Genomic DNA, 17,288 nt, shown 5'->3' with positions numbered 1-17,288 from the left:
GGGGCCGTCAGGCGGTGTCGTCCCGGCCGTCGTCGCGCAGTTCCGTCACGCGTTCCAGGAGGATCGGCTCCCAGGCGCGTCGCAGTCGGGTCCTGAGCAGGGGCACGGTCGGCGGCACCGGCCCGCCGGAGTGGCCGGCGAGTGCCTCCGCGAGGTGCACGACCGCGTCGCAGCGGGCCAGCCACAGGCCGCGCAGGCACGGCCGGGCACCGTATCCGGCGAGGGTGGCGGCGCGGACCGCGGCCGGTGAGCCGACGGAGAGGGCGAGCCCGGCGATGTCCTCGGCCGGGTCGCCGAGGACCGCGTCGCTCCAGCCGAGGACGCCGCGCACCCGCCCGTCGGCGCTGACCACGAGGTGCCCGCCGGTCAGCCCCTGGTGGACGAGGACCGCCGCGCCCGGCTGGACCCCGAGCTGGGCCGCCGCCTGACGGGTGAGCCGCTCCGGCCGTGCGGCGTCGAACTCGTCGGCCGCGGCGAGGGTGCGGGCGGCACGCTCGGCGGACTGCCGCAGGGACTCCAGGGAGCGCGGGGCCGCCCGCGGCACACCGAGCGTCTCGGCCTGGCGGACCGGCACCTCGCGCAGGCCGGTGAGCAGCGCCGCGAGGTCCGCCTCGCCCAGCGCGGACACGTCGTGGTCCTCGCCCGACCCGCCGGCCAGCTTGGCGTCCAGCGTGTAGGTGAGGCCCGGCGCCCACTCGCCGTGCGCCACGCTCGTCGGCAGCGCGACCGGGACGTGCGGCCGCACCAGTTCGCGCAGGCGCAGTTCGCGGCGTCCGCGCACCGCGGTCTCCCGGTCGGGGGCCAGCCGCAGGACGTGCCGGGTGCCGACCCACCACGTGCCGGGTTCGGCGCCCTCGGCGACCGGCCGGACGTCGGGGTCGGTGCTCCCGCCCAGCAGGGAGCCGACGAGTCGGCGGACGGTGTCCGCGGTGGGGGTCGGTGCCTGGGTCATGTCGCGCCGTCGTCCTGAAGGGTCTGCCGGGGCGTTCGGGGTCGGTCCGTCACCGGTCACTCGACGACGACCATCTCCCGGGTGGTGTCGTTGAGCCGTCGGCCGCCGTCCGGGGTGACGGTGACGATGTCCTCGATGCGTACCCCGAACCGGCCGGGCAGATAGACGCCGGGCTCGACCGAGAAGCACATGCCGGGCACCAGGGGCTGCTCCTCGCCCTCGATCATGTACGGCGGTTCGTGCGTGGTGACGCCGATGCCGTGCCCGGTGCGGTGGATGAAGTACTCGCCGTACCCGGCGTCGGCGATGACCGCGCGGGCGGCCCGGTCGACGTCCTGGCAGGCGGCGCCGGGCCGCACCGCCCGGAAGCCGGCCTCCTGCGCCTCCCGGACCAGGTCGTGCACCCGGCGTTCCTCGTCGGTGGGTTCGCCCACGTGGACGGTGCGGGAGGTGTCCGAGCCGTAGCCGTCCTTGAGGCCGCCGAAGTCGAGGACGACCATGTCGCCGTGCTCGATGACACGGTCGCCGACCTCGTGGTGCGGGTTGGCGCCGTTGGGGCCCGAGGCGACGATGGTGAAGTCGACCTGCGAGTGCCCGAACCGGCGCAGCAGGTCGGCGAGGTCGGCGGCGACCTCGGACTCCCGGCGCCCGCCGAAGCGGACCTGCCGGATCTCCTCGAAGGCGGCGTCCGCGGCCGCGCCCGCCGCCGTCAGCAGCTCCAGCTCCGCCGCGTCCTTGACTGCGCGGAGCATCGGCAGCGCCTCGGTGAGGGAGGCGTACGAGGTGTCGGGCAGGGTGCGCTGGAGCGCCAGCAGGTGCATGGCCCAGGCGTTGTCGCTGATGCCGAGGCGTCCGGATCCGTCGAGGAGGGCCGCGGTGGCCGCGTAGGGGTCCTTGCCGTCGGTCCAGTCCCGCAGGGTCAGGACGGGCGCGCCGGCCGCCTTCGCGGCGTCGGGAGCCTCCAGGGCCGGGACGACGAGCACGGGGTCACGTCCCGGGGCGAGGACGAGCAGCGTGAGCCGTTCGGTGTCCGCGGTGGGCGCGTAGCCGGTGAGCCAGACCAGGTCGGGGCCCGGCGCCACCAGCAGCCCGGCCAGCCCGGCGTCGGCGGCCGCGTCCACGGCGCGCTCCATCCGGGTCCGGTAGTCGTCGGCGGTGAAGGAAGCAGCGGGCCTGCTGCCGGTCATCCGGGCCTCCCAGGGCGCGAGGGTGAAGGGACCACGGGCAGCATCCTGCCCCCGGGACGGGGACGACGCGAGCCGATTGGCGTGGACCGATCCCGGCGACTAATGCTTTGATGCCTTCCAAGCATTAGCATCGGTGGCGTCCGCGGTCCGGGCGCCGGGAGGAGGCCGACACCGTGCTCGTACTCGCGCACATCAGCGATCTGCACCTGGACGGAAGCCCGCGGGCGACGGAGCGCGCCGAGCGGGTGCGCGACCGGTTGTGGCGGCTGCCCGGGCGGGTGGACGCGCTCCTGGTGACCGGGGACATCGCGGACCACGGCACGGAGGCGGAGTACGAGGAGGCCACCCGGATCCTGGGACTGCGCGACGGCTCCGCGCCCTTCCCCGTGCTCACCTGCCCGGGCAACCACGACAGCCGCGCGCCCTACCGCAAGGCCCTGCTCGGCCGCCCCGCCGCCGACGGCCCGGTCAACGGCGTGCACGTCTTCGACGGCGGCGCGGTTTTGATGTGCGACTCCAGCATCCCGGGCAGCGACGAGGGCGAGTTGGACGAGGAGACGTACGGCTGGATCGAGGAGTCGCTCGACGGACTCGACGACGGCGTTCCGGCCCTGCTCGCCTTCCACCACCCGCCCACGGCCGTGCACCACCCCCTGCCCGACTCCTACCGGCTGCGCCGCCCCGAGCGCCTCGCCGCGCTGCTGGAACGCAGGCCCGGGATCGCCGGGCTGATCACGGGTCACGCCCACACACCCGCCGCCACGGTGTTCGCCGGGCGGCCGCTGGTGGTCGGCCCCGGGGTGACGTGGACGCTGCGGCTGCCCTGGGAGGGTGAGGAGGTCGCCGACCGGGACGCGCCGGCCGGGCTCGCCTTCCACGTGCTGGACGACGCCGGACGACTCACCAGCCACTTCCGCACGGTCGCGTGACGGCAGGTTCACGTGACGGCAGGGTCGCGTGACGGCCGGCTTGTCCGACAGCCGGGTCAGGTGACGACGCCCGGTACGGCCGTGAGCTGCTGGTAGCCGCCGCTCCGGTGGCGCACCGTGAGCGTGACCTGCTTGCCGGGGCGGGCGCGGGCCACCGCGTGTGCGAGGTCGGCGGCCGAGTCGACGCGGGTCCTGCCGAAGGCCAGCAGCACGTCGCCCCGCACCAGGCCCGCCGTGTACCCGGGTCCCGGCACGTGGACGCCGACGACCCGGGCCCCGGGCTTCTCGTCGTCCACGGCCTCCACACCGAGGGTCGCGCCGACCGGCGCCGGGGAGGGCGAGGGCCCCACCGAGGGACCGGCCGACGGGTGCGCCGGGGCGCCCCGGGTGCCCGTCCCCGCTCCTGCGCCCCCACCCGCTCCTCCCGCTCCCCCGGGTCCCATCGCCCCGGCCTGCTGCTGCATCTCGGCCAGCTTGCTCATGCCGATCACCGTGGCGCCCACCGTGCCGAGCCCGACGCCCGCGAGGAGCAGGACGGTCACGGCGAGCACGCCGAGCAGCAGGGTGGTGAGCCGCCGACGGCGCCGGCGCCCGGTGTGCGGGCGCGGGGCACTGTCGGGCTCGGTGCCGGGCCCCGGATCCCGGCCGGGCATCGGCTTGGGACGCAACGCTGTCTGTTCCATGGATCGCCTCCGGCAAGTGCTCTACCCGGCGCACCGGCGCGTGACGAGCCACGAAAGAGTGAGACTGAATATCGGTCAGGGCGTCAGGGCGGGACTGCTCCTCGGCGCGGCGACGGGCGGGGCGATCGTCGTGGGCACCGGCGCGGCCGGGATCCGGTCCGGGAGGAAGCCGTGGGTGCGGCCCGCCAGGTACTCGGCCTTGTAGCGTGGGACGTTCCGGTGCCAGTTGAGGATGCCGGCCATCCAGTTCTGCAGGTCGGTGACGTAGCCCTGCATGATGGTCCGCGCCTCTTCGGACAGCTGGAAGTCGTCGTAGACCACGGGCAGTTCGTGCGCGACGACGTGCTCGAACTGGCGCATGCGCTGGTTCATCAGGTCCTGCACCACGTTGAGGGCGGCCGGGTAGTCGACGCCGAAGAAGTTCTGCACGACGAGGACGGCGTTGTGGATCTCCCCCTCGTACTCGATCTCCTTCTGGTACGAGAAGACGTCGTTGAGCAGGCAGGCGTAGTCGATCGCCGCGTTCTCCAGGGAGCGGACGGGGCCGCTGCGGTAGACCTCGGGCGGCACCGCCGGGCCGTGCCCGGCCCGGCACAGGCCGAGCGTGAGGTCGGAGCCGAAGGTGGCCCGCCGCATCTCCAGGTAGTCCACCGGGTCCGGGACCCGGTTCTGGATCTGGTTGGACAGCTCCCACACCCAGGCCGCGGTCATGTCGTCGACGGCCTTCCTCAGGGGGCGCCGCTCCTCGGGCGTCATACCGGCCGTCGTGCGCACCCACAGGTCGATCAGGGAGCGTTCCATCGCGTTGACGGACGGGGGGACGGGCTCGCCGTCGAGCGGCATGCAGGCCGACAGCCGGGCGGTGGTCAGCCGGGCGGCGGCAAGGTCCCGGCGGTGGCCGTAGACGAGCGGGTAGTAGTCGTCGCCGTACGTGCCGAAGGCCAGCCAGCCGGAGGCGAGGTCGAGCTGGTCCTGGGTGGCGTCCGGGTCGAGGCCGGCGGCGCACAGGGGCAGGTCGCAGCTCGCGAGCTTGTCCTCGTCCCAGACGCCCTCGCTCAGGATGCCCATCCTCGTGCACCACTCGGACAGGTGCCGCCGGGCTCCTTCGAGGGCCGGGCTCAGCTCCAGCGGGTAGGGCATGCGGATGTCGGGGATGACGGAGGGGCCGACCTTCTGGAAGGGCACGTACGAGTAGGGGCGGGCCCGCTGGGACGCCGCCGCGGCGAGCAGCGCGCCGACGTCCGCTGCGGAGGTGCCCGGCCCGGTCAGCGCCTGCCAGCCGGCCAGGGGGCGCTCGCCCTTGTTCATGTAGCGGCTGGAGCGCATGTGCCATTCGTGGCCGCCGGACTGCCAGTCCTGGAGGCCCTTCGTGTAGGCGGCGACGGCGGCGGCCTCGGGCGGGGTCAGGCCGTTCTCCAGGGCGACGGCGGGCACCTCGGTGAACGCGGTGTGCTCGAACTGGTGCAGCCGGGAGGTGAGCACGTCGTTGACCAGCTCGGCGGCCTCCTGGGTGGTGCAGCCGAAGAAGGTCTCCAGGACCAGCACCCCGTTGCTCAGCTCGCCCTCGTCCTCGACCTCCCGCTGGTAGGAGAACAGGTCGTTGCGCAGGTGCACGGCGTCGGAGAACGTCTCCATGAGCACCCTGAGCGGCCTGGTCCCGGCGACGGCGGCGGGCACCTCGGCGGTCGCGTACTCCACGAGTCCGGCGGACCAGGGGGCCCCGCCGACCTTGCGGCGCATCTCGATGTACTCGACGGGGTTGGCGACACGCCCCTCGTTGATGTTGGACAGCTCCCACATGGACTCGTTGAGCAGGTGCTCGGTGGCGACGGCGAAGCGGCGGCGCCAGTCGGCCGACATCGCGGGCACGGTGCGGGTCCACAGGTCGGCGAGGCCGGCCTCGACCGGGTTCTCCGGCTCGGGCATCTCCGTAGCGTCGTCGAGCGGCATGAACAGGGGGAGCCGGTCCAGGTGGGCCTTGCCGGCGAGGCGGTCCTGGCTGCGTTTGAACTTCTCCAGGAAGTGGTCGTCGAAGAAGAAGACCCACACGTACCAGTCGGTGATGAGGGAGAGCGCCGGCCCGTCGCAGTCGGGGTGGGTGTAGGCGCAGAGCAGGCCGTAGTCGTGGGCGTCGAGGTCGGACTGCTCCCAGACCCCGGAGCCCTCCAGCATGCCCATCTCGCGCGCCCACGTCGTCGAATGGGCGCGGGCCTCGTCGAGATGCGGGTTGAGCCGCGCGGGATGCGGCAGGTAGAAGTGCGGGAGTTGGAAGGGCTGTTGCGTCATGGCCGGGCACTACCCACGGCCCTGCGGACACATCCACCGGGCGACACATGATCACACCATCGCGTGAATCACCCCGAAATGCGGGAACTTTCCCCCGGCACTGTCTCAACACCCGACCCGGCTCAGCACCGCCCCGACTCAGCACCTGGCCCGGCTCGACACCCGCCCCCAGCCCAACACCCGCCCCCGACTCAGCACCTGACCTGGATCAAGGCATGCGTCCCGCTCGTCCGCCAGCGCCGCTCCCCGCTCGCCTCCAGCGCGGCCTCGGTCTTCGCGTCGAGTCCGGTGACGACGTCGGACTTGAGGGTGCGCAGCGCCGCGACGGGGCCCGGGAAGTACGCGGTGACGTCCGCGAAGGAGGTGGTCGGCGGCCACCACCGGTCGCCCACCAGACGCCGGTAGTTGAGGTCGCCCTTGAGTACGGTGACGGTGGCCGCGGCGAAGTCCTCGCGCAGGTCGTCGGGCATGTCGGCGTACGGCAGCGGGGCGCAGGAGAAGGGGTGGGCGCGGACGGTGACGCGGCCGTCGGTCAGCGCCGTCCAGAGCCGCTCGCCGTGGGCCGCCGCCGCGCCGCCCGCGGCCATCAGCCGACGCAGGGCGTCGAGCACGTCGGTGGGCGTGGCGTCGGAGACGTAGTACGGGTACGGCTTGACGTGCAGGACGGCCCGGCCGACGCGGCCCTCGGCGAGGAGCTGTGAGACGAGGAGCAGGTCGGGGACGAGTTCGCGGCCGGCGTTGTCGGCGACGAGGCACAGGGTGGCCGGCCCCCCGCCCGGCGCGCCCGTCCCGTGGGCCGGGAGCAGCGACCAGAGGGTGTCGCTGTCGTCGGCGACGAGGGCCTCCGCCTCGCCCCCGGTGTCGGCGCCCCGGCCGGAGAGGCGGAAGCCGAGGTCGGCGCGGTTGCCCCACAGCGAGCCGTGCAGCAGGGCCCGGATCCGCTCGTCGGCGGGGAGGCGGTCGAGACCGTCGAGCGCGGCGAGTTCCTCGTCCGTCTCCGGCGCGTCGAGTTCGGCGAGCTTGGCGGGCCGGAAAGGGTCCACGCCCTGCCATGCTCCGGGGCCGAAGTAGCCGACGGCGTCCAGGAGCCGGCGGTAGAAGTGGCTCTCGGCCCACAGCCAGGGCACGTCGTACCAGGAGCGGCCGGCGTACGCGTCCATGCCCCACCTCGCCCAGCGGTCCCGGTCGCGGCCGGTGGGGTCGGCGTCGGCGGGCAGCGGCTCGACCACGCCGTCGGCGCAGCTCGCGAGCAGCGCGTCGAGCGCCCGGCGTCGCCCGGGATCGAGGGGGAAGGCGTCCCGCACCTGCCGCACGATGGCGGGGTGCCGCTCGGCCAGCACGCCGTGCGGGAAGGAGCCGGGCTCGTCGCCGAGGATGACGGGGGCGGGCGCGAACGGGGTGTCGGGCATGCACGTCACCGTACCGGTCAGGGCGTGCCCGTCTCCCGTTCCAGGCGGTTCGCAAGAGTGAGGTAGCGGGCGCGCCGGGTCACCGGGACCATGCCGCGGATCAGGATGTACCAGAGCTCGGCGAGGCGACGGGGCTGGCGCCCGGCCGGTTCGAGGGTGCCGCTCACGACACGGGTGCCGACCACGGAGCTGACGAGGGTGTGGGCGACGGAGTTCACGTCGATGTCCGGGTGCACGTCGGCCTGCCGTACGGCGTTCAGCAGCAGGGACGTGGCTATCTCCCGCCACTCGGTGAAGGGGTGCGGCAACGGCGGCCGCACCGGTACTCCCGCGGTGGCGAGCCGCATCCCCGCCCGCAGCACCGGCCCCTCCTCGCAGAGCCGGGCCATGCCGAAGGCGAGGCGCATCAGCGCCTCCAGCGAGGAGTACCCCCGCCCCTCCAGGTCCTTCGCCAGCCGGTGCAGGGTGTGGGACTGTATCTCCATGATGGCGTGGGCGAGGTCTTCCTTCGCCGCGAAGTGGAAGTACAGGGCACCCTTGGTGACTCCGGCGTGGGCGACGATCTCGCTCAGGCTGGTCGACTCGTAACCGTGCTGGTCGAACAGGTCGGCCGCCGCACCGACGATCGTCGCGCGGGTCTGCTCGGCGCGTAGCTGCCTCGCCATCGGCTGAACTCTCCTGGGCTGGAACTCAACAGACCGTGCCGCCTGTTTTTACCCCCGTACACGATAGCTCACGACCTAACTGCCCATCAGAACCGCTCGGCGGATCACCCCGGGGAACGGCCCGCGCCGCCGGGCATACCGCTCGGCATTCCGCTTCGGCCCGCTTTCGCCACCCCGTTCATCACGATGCGGCACCGACAACTCACAGCAGTTCGCTGGTCACTTGACTACCAGCGGTCACACACGGTTTGCTCCGGCCAGGCGAGTTTCACCCGGTTGGCGCACTGACCCGCGACTCCGGACCCGCTCGCTCCGATCCTCCTGCTCGGCCGCACAGCGAGGTGCCCCCGCCCCCATGAGTACAGCTCCCCCGCCCACCCACTCCCCCGGAACCCCCCGCACCGTGGCCCTGGCCGCGGCCGTCTGCCTGCTGGTGGCCGGCTGCTCCGCCCTGGGCGGGGACGAGGACGGCTCGGCGGCGGACGCCGCGGGCGGGTCCGGCGGCGACCGGATGAAGATCGTCATGGTCACCCACGGCGGTGAGGGCGACGCCTTCTGGGACCGGGTGCGCAAGGGCGCCGAGGCGGCGGCCGCCAAGGACGGCGTCGACCTGACGTACGCCGGCGACGCCGACACCGCCGACCAGGCCGCCCTGGTGCGCGACGCCATCCGCGACAAGGCCGACGGCATCGCCGTGACCCTGGCCAAACCGCAGGCGATGAAGGCGCCGGTCGCCGAGGCCAAGGCGGCCGGGATCCCCGTGGTCGGTCTCAACTCCGGTATCAGTGCCTGGCGTTCCACCGGGCTCCTGGAGTACTTCGGGCAGGACGAGAGCGTCGCGGGCCGGGCCGTCGGCGACAAGCTGAACGACCTCAAGGCCAAGCACGCCCTGTGCGTCATCCACGAGCGTGGCAACGTCGCGCTGGAGGCCCGCTGCGCCGGGGTGAAGAAGACCTTCGGGGGGGAGACCGAGATGCTCTACGTCGAGGGCACCGACATGAAGGCGGTCGGCGCGGCCGTCACGGCGCGGTTGCGGCAGAACCCCGGCATCGACGAAGTCGTCATGAACGGCGCCGCGTTCGCCCTCACCGCGGTCGAGTCGGTCGACGAGGCGGGCAGCGACGCCCACGTCGCCACCTTCGACCTCGACAACGACCTGGTGGCCGCCGTCAAACGCGGTGACGTCCAGTTCGCCGTGGACCAGCAGCCCTACCTGCAGGGCTACCTCGCCGTGGACGCGCTCTGGCTCTACCGCACCAACGGCAACGTCAGCGGCGGCGGGGTGGCCCCCGTGCTGACCGGCCCCGCGTTCGTGACCCGGACCAACGCCGACTCGGTCGCGAAGTTCGCCGCGGGCGGCACCCGGTGACCGGACGGCCCGGCGGCCGTCGGCATCTCCGCACTCCTGCCGCCCTCTCCCGCTGATCGCCTAGGACGACGATGTCTGCACGCAAGACACGCAAGACGGGCAGGACACAGCCGGCCCGCAGGACGGGCGCCCGGCGCCGCCTCGGCTCCATACGCCTGTCCCTGATCCTCCTGGCCCTGGTGCCCGGCGTCACCCTCGCGGCCGTGTGGGGCGTGACCACGATCCAGATGTTCTCGGAAGGCCTGCGGCTGCGCGCGCAGACGGAGTTGAGCCGCGACACCGGCGCCATGGGCACCGAGGCCGCCCTGGCCCTGCAGCGGGAGCGCAGTCTGTCGGCCGCCTGGCTGGCCGCACCGGACGGCGACCGGGAGGCACTGGACGCACAGCGCAAGAAGACGGACGAGGCGGTCGCGCAGCTGGTCGGCCAGTCCGACGCGATCGAGAGTGCTCCCGCACGCGTCTCGGACCGGCTGTACTCGGTACTCGGCTCGGTGGGCAGCCTGGAGTACTACCGCAACCAGGTGGACGACCCCAGCGACATCACCGCCGAGCAGGCACTCGACCAGTACACCGCGATCGTCGACGACCAGATCCACGCCTTCCAGGAGCTGTCCCAGGTCGACGACGGCGACCTCACGTCGCAGGCCGGTCCGCTGGTCGCCCTCGAACACGCCGCCGAGCTGGGCTCCCAGGAGGACGCCCAGCTCACCCTGGCCTGGCCGTCCGGCCGGATGGACGAGGAGCAGTGGTCCCGGTTCGCCCAGCTGGTGCACACCCGCCGCTGGCTGGTGCAGGACCAGATCCTCCCCTCGCTGACCGGCAGCGCGAAGACCCAGACCGAGCGCATCCTCGCCAGCTCCGAGTGGAAGTCCATGCAGGACGTCGAGGACCAGGTGCTGGAGGCCCGTTCGGGGGACGGGGACGACCGGATCGACCTGCCGGACGCACGACAGCGCTGGATCACCGCCTTCGACAAGATCCGCACCCAGTACGGGCAGCTCATCCAGCAGCAGACGGACGGGCTGCTCGACCGCAGCGCGGAGGAGGCGCGCGGGCTGCTGATCACGGCCGCCTCCCTCAGCGCGGGCGGCCTGATCGCCCTGCTGCTCTGCATCGTGATGTCCTGGCGTATCACCCGCTCGCTCTCCCGGCGGCTGCGCGGACTGCGGCTGGCCACCCTGAGCCTGGCCGAGGACCGGCTGCCCGACGTGGTGGCCCGGCTGGAGCGGGGCGAGACGGTGGACGTGGAGTCGGCCACCCCGCCGCTGGACTACGGACGGGACGAACTCGGCCAGGTCGCGCAGGCGTTCAACACGGCGCAGCGCACCGCCGTGCACACCGCCGTCGAACTCGCCGACACCCGGCGCGGCTTCCAGAAGGTCATCCTGGGCATCGCGCGGCAGAGCCAGAACCTGGTCAACATGCAGCTGAGCAAGCTGGACGCCCTGGAGCGCGAACACACGGACCCCGAGATCCTCAAGGGCCTGTACGAACTGGACTCCACGGCCAGCCAGTTGCGGCGCTACGAGGAGAACCTCGTCATCATCAGCGGCGAGCAGCCCCGGCGCACCTGGCGCGAGCCCGTGTCGGTGGTCGACATCCTGCGCAGCGCCGTCGGCGAGGTCGCCGAGTACCAGCGGGTGGAGCTGCACGCCGACGAGGAGGTGGCCCTCGCCCCGCCCGCGGTGGCCGACGTGATCCACCTGCTGGCCGAGCTGATCGACAACGCGACGGCGTACTCCCCCGCGCCGAACCCGGTCGGGGTGCGGGCGGCGCTGGTGGCCAAGGGCCTGGCCGTCGAGATCGAGGACCGCGGGCTCGGCCTGTCGGAGGAGGACTACGCGTCGTTCAACGCCCACTTGGCGGTGGCTCCGCAGTTCGACGTGGTGGCACTCGCCGACGACCTGCGGCTCGGCATGTTCGTCGTCGCCCGTCTCGCCCACCGGCACGGCATCACCGTCACGCTGCGCCCCTCGCCGTACGGCGGGACGACGGCGATCGTGCTGATCCCGCACGAGATCGTGGTGCGCGAGCCGGTCGGCGGGACGGAGGACGGCACCGGCGCCGGCGCGCCGGCCCGCCGGGTGGCCGGGGCATCCGGGGCCAACGGGGCCTCGGCACGCACCTCGGCCGACCGGGCCGCGCCCGTCGCCCCTGCCGGTCCCGCCCCCTCGGGCACCCCGACCGACCCGGCCACCGCCGCCGCCCCGTTCGGCCGGTCCGACCCGGCCGCCTCCGCCACGTCGGCCGCCCCCTCCGGGCAGTCCGCCGCGGCCTCGGGACCGGAAGGGGACCCGTCCGGCGGGCCGGAGGGGCCGCCGCGGCCCGTGCGGTCGTCCCGGCCCGCGCCGCCGAGCCGGTCCGCGGTCGCGGCAGGCGGTCCGGGCGGCCCCGCCGACGCCTCGCCCGACCGGCCCTCCGGCGGGCGCGGCGGACTGGCGCCGCTGCCCCGCCGGGTGCCGCAGACCAGCCTCGCCGCCGAGCTGCGCGACGAGGAGCCGGGTGGCCGCCAGGACGGCTCGGCGGGCGCGTCCGACGACTACGGCGACTTCACGGCCGAGCGGGCCGCCTCGTCCCTCGCCGGTTTCCAGCGCGGCACGCTGCGAGCCCATACCGCTGACGAACCCACCGAAGCCGCCGAAACCGCGGAAGCCGCCGACGAGGCCGGCGCGGACGACACCGACACCGACACCGACACCGACGGGCAGGTGCTCTCCTCCGCCGCCCCCTCGAACCCGACCTCCGACCGCCGAACGCCGACGAAGGACACGCGATGACCCGACCCTCCCCCGCCACGCACACCGAGCTGGACCAGTTGCTCACCGGACTCGTGGAGCGGGTCGCCGACGTGAACCAGGCGGTGGTGCTCTCCGAGGACGGACTGGTCGTCAGCAAGTCCACCGGGTTCCTGCGGGACGACGCCGAGCGGCTGGCGGCGACCGCTTCGGGCCTGATGAGCCTGAGCAAGGGCGTCAGCATGGACTTCCGGGGCGGCCCGGTGCGCCAGGCGCTCATCGAGATGGCCAACAGCTATCTGATACTCACCTCCGCGGGACCCGGCGCGCACCTGGTCGTGCTCACCGGGCCGAACGCCGACGTCGGCGTGGTGGCGTACCAGATGAACATGCTGGTGAAGAAGATCGGCGAGCACCTGAGCGCGGCACCGCGGGCCACCGCGGGACCCGGCGAGTGACGTGACCGGAGGCGACGCGGGGGGCCGGCTCGTACGGCCGTTCACCCTGACCGGCGGCCGGACCCGGCCCAGCCGCGCCGACTTCACCCTCATCACGACGGTGACCGCTTGCGACCCGCAGCCCGCCCGGGCGGCACGTCCGCAGCCCGAGCACCTGCGGATCCTGCGGCTGTGCGCCGAGCCGATGGCCGTGGCGGAGCTCGCGGCCCGTCTCGACCTGCCGGTGAGCGTGGTCGTCATCCTGCTCTCGGACCTGCTGGAGGCCGGCCGTATCACCGCGAGGCCGCCGCACCCCGTCTCCCGCGCCACCGAGGACCTGGACCTGTTGCAGAAAGTGAGGGACGGCCTTGGCCGGCTCTGAGCGCGTCGCCGAGACGCCCACGGCATCCGCCCGCTCCACCGCGCCCGAGGCGGTGAAGATCCTGATCGCGGGCGGTTTCGGCGTCGGCAAGACCACCATGGTCGGGTCGGTCAGCGAGATCGCCCCGCTGCGCACCGAGGAACCGCTGACCGCGGCCGGCCTGGACGTCGACGACCTCAACGGCATCGAGGAGAAGCGGGCCACGACCGTGGCCCTGGACTTCGGCCGGATCACCATCGGCCGGGACGTGGTGCTGTACCTCTTCGGCACACCCGGCCAGCAGCGCTTCTGGTTCATGTGGAACGACCTGGCGATCGGCGCGCTCGGTGCGGTGGTCCTGGTCGACGTCCGCAGGCCCGAGTCGAGCTTCGCCGCGATCGACTTCTTCGAGCGGCGGGGCATTCCGTTCGTCGTCGCCGTCAACGGCTTCCACGGCCGGCACCCGTACCCGGCCGCGGAGATCCGCGAGGCCCTCGCGCTGCCGGAGCACGTGCAGGTGCTGCTGTGCGACGCGCGGGAGCGGACCTCCAGCCGGGACGTCCTCATCGCCCTGATCGACCAGCTGATCGACGCCGCGACCGGGGCCGCGGCGTCGTAGCCGTCGAAGCGCTTCGCAGCGCGTCGTCCTGGGCGTCCGTCAGACGAGGCCCGCGGACTTCAGCCACGCCTTGGCGACGTCCAGCGGGTCCTTCTTGTCCAGCTGGACCTCGGCGTCCAGGTCGAGGAGCGTCTCGGTGTCCAGCTTGGCGGAGACCGCGTTGAGCGTGGCCACGCCCTCCTCGTTCAGCCCGTCCTTGGTGACCAGCGGGGTCACGTTCGCGTGGCCGAAGAGGTTCTCCGGGTCCTTCAGGACGACGAACTTCTCCTTGACGATGGTCGGGTCGGTGGTGAAGACGTCGGCCGCCTGCACGTCGTTCTTGGTCAGCGCCGCCTGGGTCAGCGGGCCGCCCGCGTCGAGCGCCTTGAACGACTTGAACTTCAGCCCGTACACCGACTCCAGGCCCTTGAGCCCCTGCTGCCGGGTCTGGAACTCGGGCGAGCCGCCGATCACCAGCTCGGGCGCGACGTCCTTGAGGTCGGCGAGGGTCGACTCGGCGGTGAGGCCGTGCTTCTTCGCGGTCTCGGCGTTGACGCTCACCGAGTCCTTGTTCTCGGCCGGTGACGACTCCAGCAGCGTCAGCTTCTTGTCGAGCTTGGCCTTCGCCGCCTCGTTCACCTCCTCGACGGACTTCTGCTCGGCCTTCGGGTCGAGGTAGGCGAGCAGCGAACCGTTGTACTCGGGCAGCACGGTGACGGAGCCGTTCTTCATCATGCCGTACGTCGTCTCGCGGCTGCCGATGTTGTGCTTGTAGGCGACCTTGAGGCCCTTGGCCTTGAGCGCCTCTCCGTAGATGTCGGCGAGCAGTGTGCTCTCGGCGAAGTTGTTCGAGCCGACGACGACCGTGCCGGCCTCCGCCTTGTCACCCGCGAGGGGGTTGTCGGAGGTTTCGTCGGAGTCGGAGGAACAGCCCGCGAGCAGCGCCGCGGCGGCGGCGAGCGCGACGGCGGCCGCACCGGTGTGCCTAGTCCTGGACCTGCTGCTCTTGGCGGTGGAAGTCATCCGTCGATCCAAACGATCCGGTCGCCGGTCAGTCAAGAACGGCCTGGTTACGGTTTCTCCACCGCCCTGCGCGGTCAACGTCTGCGCACCCCCGGCGACACGGCCAGCCGCCCGGCCGCCCAGAACACCGCGAGGGTGACGAGCGCCATGAGGGCGACCAGCGTGGCGCCGCCGACCACCTTCTCGTAGTCGCGCTGGTAGAGCCCGTCGATGATGTAGCGGCCGAGCCCGCCGAGACTGACGTACGCGGCGATGGTGGCCGTCGACACGACCTGGATGGCGGCCGAGCGCAGCCCGCTGAGGACCAGCGGGAGGGCGACGGGCAGTTCGACCCGGAAGAGGATGCCGGTCTCGTGCATGCCCATGCCCCGCGCGGCGTCCACCGGGGAGGGGTCGACGGAGCGGACGGCCTCGTAGGTGGTCACCAGGATCGGCGGGATCGCGAGCACGACCAGCGGGATCATCACGGGCAGCAGACCGATGCCGACGGCGACCGCGATCAGCACCAGCAGTCCGAAGCTGGGCAGGGCGCGGGCCGCGGTGGCGACGAAGGCGACGGCGTTGCCGCCGCGCCCGGTGTGCCCGGTCAGCAGCCCGACCGGCAATCCGATGGCGGCGGCGAGACCGAGGGCCATCAGCGTGTACTGGACGTGTTCCAGCAGGCGTCCGGGGATGCCGTCGTAGCCGTGCCAGTGGGCGCTGTCGCTGAAGAAGGCGTTGACGAAGTGGAGCACGTTCACCGGGCCGCCGCCTCCTTGGGCTCGGGCCGCGCGGCGGCTTCCTTCGGGCGTTGCCGCTTGCCCCGGGGCATCCACGGGGTCAGCAGGTTCCGGGCCAGGACGAGGAGCGCGTCGCACAGGATCGCCAGTACGGCGGTGGTGAGGACGGAGTTCACCGCCAACTCCGGCCGGCCGTACTTCTGGGCGTCCGCGAGCAGGTTGCCGAGGGCGCCCTGGTTGCCGATGAGGGCGCCCACGCTGACCAGGGAGATGCTCGCCGACACCGCCACCCGCAGCCCGGCGAGGATGGCGGGCACCGCGATCGGCAACTGCACCTGGAGGTAGCGGCGCAGTGGCCCGAAGCCCATGGCGGTGGACGCGGCCAGGGTCTCCTCGGGCACGGAGCGGACGCCGTCGACGATCGCCGGGACGAGCACCACCAGGCTGTACACGGCCAGCGGGATCATCACGGTGAGTTCGGTCTGGCCGGTGTAGTCGATGAGGACCACGAAGACGGCCAGCGACGGGATGGCGTAGAAGACGGTGGTGACGCCGAGCACCGGCGGGTACAGCCAGCGGAAGCGCACGCACAGCTGGGCGAGCGGCAGCGCGGCGAGCAGTCCGGCCAGGACCGGCAGCAGCGCCTCGCGCAGATGCAGGCCGATCAGACCGAAGTAGGTGTTGTCGAGGTCGCTCGGTATGTCGAAGAAGCCGTTCACGGGGCGACCTTCGTGACGTCGGCGGGCTCCTCGGTCCGCGCGTCGCCGGAGTCCGCCGCGCCGTGGGCGGAGCGGATGGCCTCGCCGATGGTCTGCTGTGAGACGACGCCGGTCACCCGGCCGTCGACGTCCACGGCGACGGCCCAGCCGGTGGGCGAGAGCACGGCGCAGTCGAGGGCGGCCCGCAGCGAGTCGGTGCCGGGCACGAACGGCCGCCCGTAGGACAGCAGCCGCCCGGCCGCGAGGTCCCCCGCGGCCAGCTCGCCCGGCTCGGCCCAGCCCAGCGGCCGGTCGTCCGCGTCGGTGACCAGCAGGTGGGCGGCGCCGTCGGCGGCGGCGAGCTGTTCGGCGGTGGCGTCGGCGCGCACGACGGGGCCGGTGCTCAGCTCCAGGGCGGCGGAGGGGAAGAAGGAGAGCCGCCGGATGCCGCGGTCGGCGCCGAGGAAGTCCTCGACGAAGTCGTCCGCGGGGTCGGACAGCAGCTCGGCGGGCGGTGCGAACTGGGCGAGCCGGCCGCCGGTGCGCATCACCGCGACCATGGTGCCGAGCTTGATGGCCTCGTCGATGTCGTGGGTGACGAAGACGATGGTCTTGCCCAGTTCGTCCTGGATGCGCAGGAGTTCGTCCTGCAGTCCCTTGCGGACGACGGGGTCGACGGCGGAGAACGGCTCGTCCATGAGCAGCACCGGCGGGTCGGCGGCGAGCGCCCGGGCCACGCCGACGCGCTGCTGCTGGCCGCCGGAGAGCTGGTAGGGGTACCGCTTGGCCAGGGAGGCGTCGAGCCCCACCCGCGCCATCAACTCGGCGGCCCGCTCGCGGGACTTCTGCTTGCCCCAGCCGATCATGCGGGGCACGGTGGCGATGTTGTCGAGGATCGTCCGGTGCTGGAAGAGCCCGGCGTTCTGGATCACGTACCCCATGGACCGGCGCAGTGTGGTGACGGCCTGCCGCTGGAGGTCCTCGCCGTCGAGCAGGATCGTTCCCTCGGTGGGCTCGACCATTCTGTTGATCATCCGCAGGGTGGTCGTCTTGCCGCAGCCCGAGGGGCCGACCAGGACCGTGATCGAGCGGTCGGGTATGTCCAGCGTCAGCCGGTCGACCGCCACGGTGCCGTCCGGGTACCGCTTGGTGACTGAGTCCATCCGTATCAAAACGCCGAATACCCTTCGGGTCTGGCAGAAGCTGCCCGCTCCGGCCGCGGTCGGTGGGGCCGTCG

At 72.8% G+C, this 17,288-nt stretch carries 16 protein-coding genes; 6 read left to right on the top strand and 10 right to left on the bottom strand.

Annotated features, from left to right (window positions below):
• Nucleotides 1-7 precede the first annotated feature (7 nt).
• Together IE258_RS26105 and IE258_RS26100 are read right to left on the bottom strand one after the other, a co-directional pair.
• Nucleotides 8-952, bottom strand: a complete 945-nt coding sequence (locus IE258_RS26105; protein ID WP_189747309.1) for an aminoglycoside phosphotransferase family protein — start codon at nucleotides 950-952, stop codon at nucleotides 8-10.
• A 56-nt stretch (nucleotides 953-1,008) separates the two neighbouring features.
• Complete coding sequence (locus IE258_RS26100) at nucleotides 1,009-2,139, bottom strand: aminopeptidase P family protein (RefSeq protein WP_189747307.1); 1,131 nt, start codon at nucleotides 2,137-2,139, stop codon at nucleotides 1,009-1,011.
• Between the two features lie 173 nt (nucleotides 2,140-2,312).
• Here IE258_RS26100 and IE258_RS26095 point away from each other — a divergent pair, with 173 nt between their 5' ends.
• Complete coding sequence (locus IE258_RS26095) at nucleotides 2,313-3,068, top strand: phosphodiesterase (protein WP_189747305.1); 756 nt, start codon at nucleotides 2,313-2,315, stop codon at nucleotides 3,066-3,068.
• A gap of 56 nt (nucleotides 3,069-3,124) precedes the next feature.
• Here IE258_RS26095 and IE258_RS26090 read toward each other — a convergent pair whose 3' ends face one another.
• The 4 genes from IE258_RS26090 to IE258_RS26075 all read right to left on the bottom strand — a co-directional run bounded on the left by IE258_RS26090 (nucleotide 3,125) and on the right by IE258_RS26075 (nucleotide 8,111).
• Nucleotides 3,125-3,751 carry a PDZ domain-containing protein gene (locus IE258_RS26090; protein ID WP_189747303.1) on the bottom strand — a complete coding sequence of 209 codons (627 nt, stop codon included), beginning with the start codon at nucleotides 3,749-3,751 and terminating at the stop codon, nucleotides 3,125-3,127.
• Nucleotides 3,752-3,826: 75 nt separating this feature from the next.
• A complete protein-coding gene (gene cyc2, locus IE258_RS26085) occupies nucleotides 3,827-6,037 on the bottom strand; it encodes a germacradienol/geosmin synthase Cyc2 (RefSeq protein WP_189747301.1) in 2,211 nt (736 codons plus the stop codon).
• Between the two features lie 191 nt (nucleotides 6,038-6,228).
• Nucleotides 6,229-7,446, bottom strand: coding sequence for a damage-control phosphatase ARMT1 family protein (locus IE258_RS26080; protein WP_189747299.1), 1,218 nt, complete (start codon nucleotides 7,444-7,446; stop codon nucleotides 6,229-6,231).
• Between the two features lie 17 nt (nucleotides 7,447-7,463).
• On the bottom strand, nucleotides 7,464-8,111 hold the full coding sequence (locus IE258_RS26075; RefSeq protein ID WP_189747297.1) for a ScbR family autoregulator-binding transcription factor: 648 nt from the start codon (nucleotides 8,109-8,111) through the stop codon (nucleotides 7,464-7,466).
• 355 nt (nucleotides 8,112-8,466) lie between these two features.
• Between IE258_RS26075 and IE258_RS26070 the strand changes: the two genes are divergently transcribed.
• From IE258_RS26070 to IE258_RS26050, 5 genes are all read left to right on the top strand, one after another.
• Nucleotides 8,467-9,480, top strand: coding sequence for a substrate-binding domain-containing protein (locus IE258_RS26070; RefSeq protein WP_189747295.1), 1,014 nt, complete (start codon nucleotides 8,467-8,469; stop codon nucleotides 9,478-9,480).
• A 71-nt stretch (nucleotides 9,481-9,551) separates the two neighbouring features.
• A complete protein-coding gene (locus IE258_RS26065; protein ID WP_189747293.1) occupies nucleotides 9,552-12,257 on the top strand; it encodes a sensor histidine kinase in 2,706 nt (901 codons plus the stop codon).
• Nucleotides 12,254-12,673: a roadblock/LC7 domain-containing protein gene (locus IE258_RS26060; protein ID WP_003972853.1), complete on the top strand. Its 420-nt coding sequence runs from the start codon at nucleotides 12,254-12,256 to the stop codon at nucleotides 12,671-12,673. Before IE258_RS26065 ends, IE258_RS26060 begins: the two co-directional genes overlap by 4 nt.
• Before the next feature lies 1 nt (nucleotide 12,674).
• Nucleotides 12,675-13,034, top strand: coding sequence for a DUF742 domain-containing protein (locus IE258_RS26055; RefSeq protein WP_189747290.1), 360 nt, complete (start codon nucleotides 12,675-12,677; stop codon nucleotides 13,032-13,034).
• Nucleotides 13,021-13,632: a GTP-binding protein gene (locus tag IE258_RS26050; RefSeq protein ID WP_164883795.1), complete on the top strand. Its 612-nt coding sequence runs from the start codon at nucleotides 13,021-13,023 to the stop codon at nucleotides 13,630-13,632. Before IE258_RS26055 ends, IE258_RS26050 begins: the two co-directional genes overlap by 14 nt.
• A 39-nt stretch (nucleotides 13,633-13,671) precedes the next feature.
• Here IE258_RS26050 and IE258_RS26045 read toward each other — a convergent pair whose 3' ends face one another.
• From IE258_RS26045 to IE258_RS26030, 4 genes are all read right to left on the bottom strand, one after another.
• Nucleotides 13,672-14,634, bottom strand: a complete 963-nt coding sequence (locus IE258_RS26045) for an ABC transporter substrate-binding protein (protein ID WP_189747288.1) — start codon at nucleotides 14,632-14,634, stop codon at nucleotides 13,672-13,674.
• Between the two features lie 74 nt (nucleotides 14,635-14,708).
• Complete coding sequence (locus tag IE258_RS26040) at nucleotides 14,709-15,374, bottom strand: ABC transporter permease (RefSeq protein WP_087806611.1); 666 nt, start codon at nucleotides 15,372-15,374, stop codon at nucleotides 14,709-14,711.
• A complete protein-coding gene (locus tag IE258_RS26035; RefSeq protein ID WP_087806612.1) occupies nucleotides 15,371-16,072 on the bottom strand; it encodes an ABC transporter permease in 702 nt (233 codons plus the stop codon). Before IE258_RS26035 ends, IE258_RS26040 begins: the two co-directional genes overlap by 4 nt.
• The gene (locus IE258_RS26030; RefSeq protein ID WP_189747286.1) at nucleotides 16,069-17,223 is read right to left on the bottom strand and encodes an ABC transporter ATP-binding protein; all 1,155 of its coding nucleotides are present in this window, start codon (nucleotides 17,221-17,223) and stop codon (nucleotides 16,069-16,071) included. The genes IE258_RS26035 and IE258_RS26030 overlap by 4 nt, the downstream gene beginning before the upstream one ends.
• Nucleotides 17,224-17,288: the final 65 nt, after the last annotated feature.

The sequence above is a fragment of the Streptomyces tendae genome (assembly GCF_014650435.1).
In the GTDB taxonomy this organism is placed as follows: Bacteria; Actinomycetota; Actinomycetes; order Streptomycetales; family Streptomycetaceae; genus Streptomyces; species Streptomyces tendae.
This window is presented reverse-complemented; position numbering and strand designations above follow the sequence as displayed.